A 522-nucleotide genomic window follows, 5' to 3' on the forward strand; every position below is an offset into this window, starting at 1 on the left:
CAAGGACAATGCGCTTTAGAAACAGTCTATTGCACTTCCGAAACCTACTATCAAGGTACGGTCAAAACCCTTTGGGAAAAAATCAAATCCATTTAAGGCCGTCTGAAAACAAAACCGGCTTGCCCGATATGCTCCATATCGCGGCAAGCCGGTTTTTTATTCTGGCTTTTATTTGCTGTTTTTTTCCAACAATTTGGCCACAACACCTTCAGCCTGTTTCACCAAATCAGGATTGGTTCGGAAGTGGTTTTCATCATTTAAAGAGTAGCTGACAGTAGAAACCGCATACTTCGTGCTTCGCAACACAAATACGCCTTTACGCAAGATTTCGTCATTGCCTTTGGTTTTGTAACGCAGGTTATACGGGCAAGAAGAATCATACAGTTTGCTGCGGTTGTCCGCTGTCACAATAGTGCTACCAATGCCGCGTTTTGCCAAAGCTTTAGACAAAGCACGATCCAAATCATGCGGTCTTACTTTTGCATTTTGAATGATGCAGACATGTTTGATACTGGTCAGCTC

1 protein-coding gene and 1 pseudogene are annotated in these 522 nt (G+C 43.1%); one reads left to right on the forward strand and one right to left on the reverse strand.

The window, feature by feature from the left end; genetic code table 11:
- Positions 1 to 96 (forward strand): annotated as a pseudogene (locus ACTHUR_RS18100) (DUF4189 domain-containing protein); the annotation flags it as partial.
- Between the two features lie 72 nt (positions 97 to 168).
- On the opposite strand, the gene ACTHUR_RS18105 reads toward ACTHUR_RS18100, so the two are convergent.
- Positions 169 to 522 (reverse strand): hypothetical protein (locus tag ACTHUR_RS18105; protein WP_440400136.1); only part of this gene is annotated, 354 nt, incomplete at its 5' end.

This window comes from Neisseria sp. P0021.S007 (genome assembly GCF_051956855.1).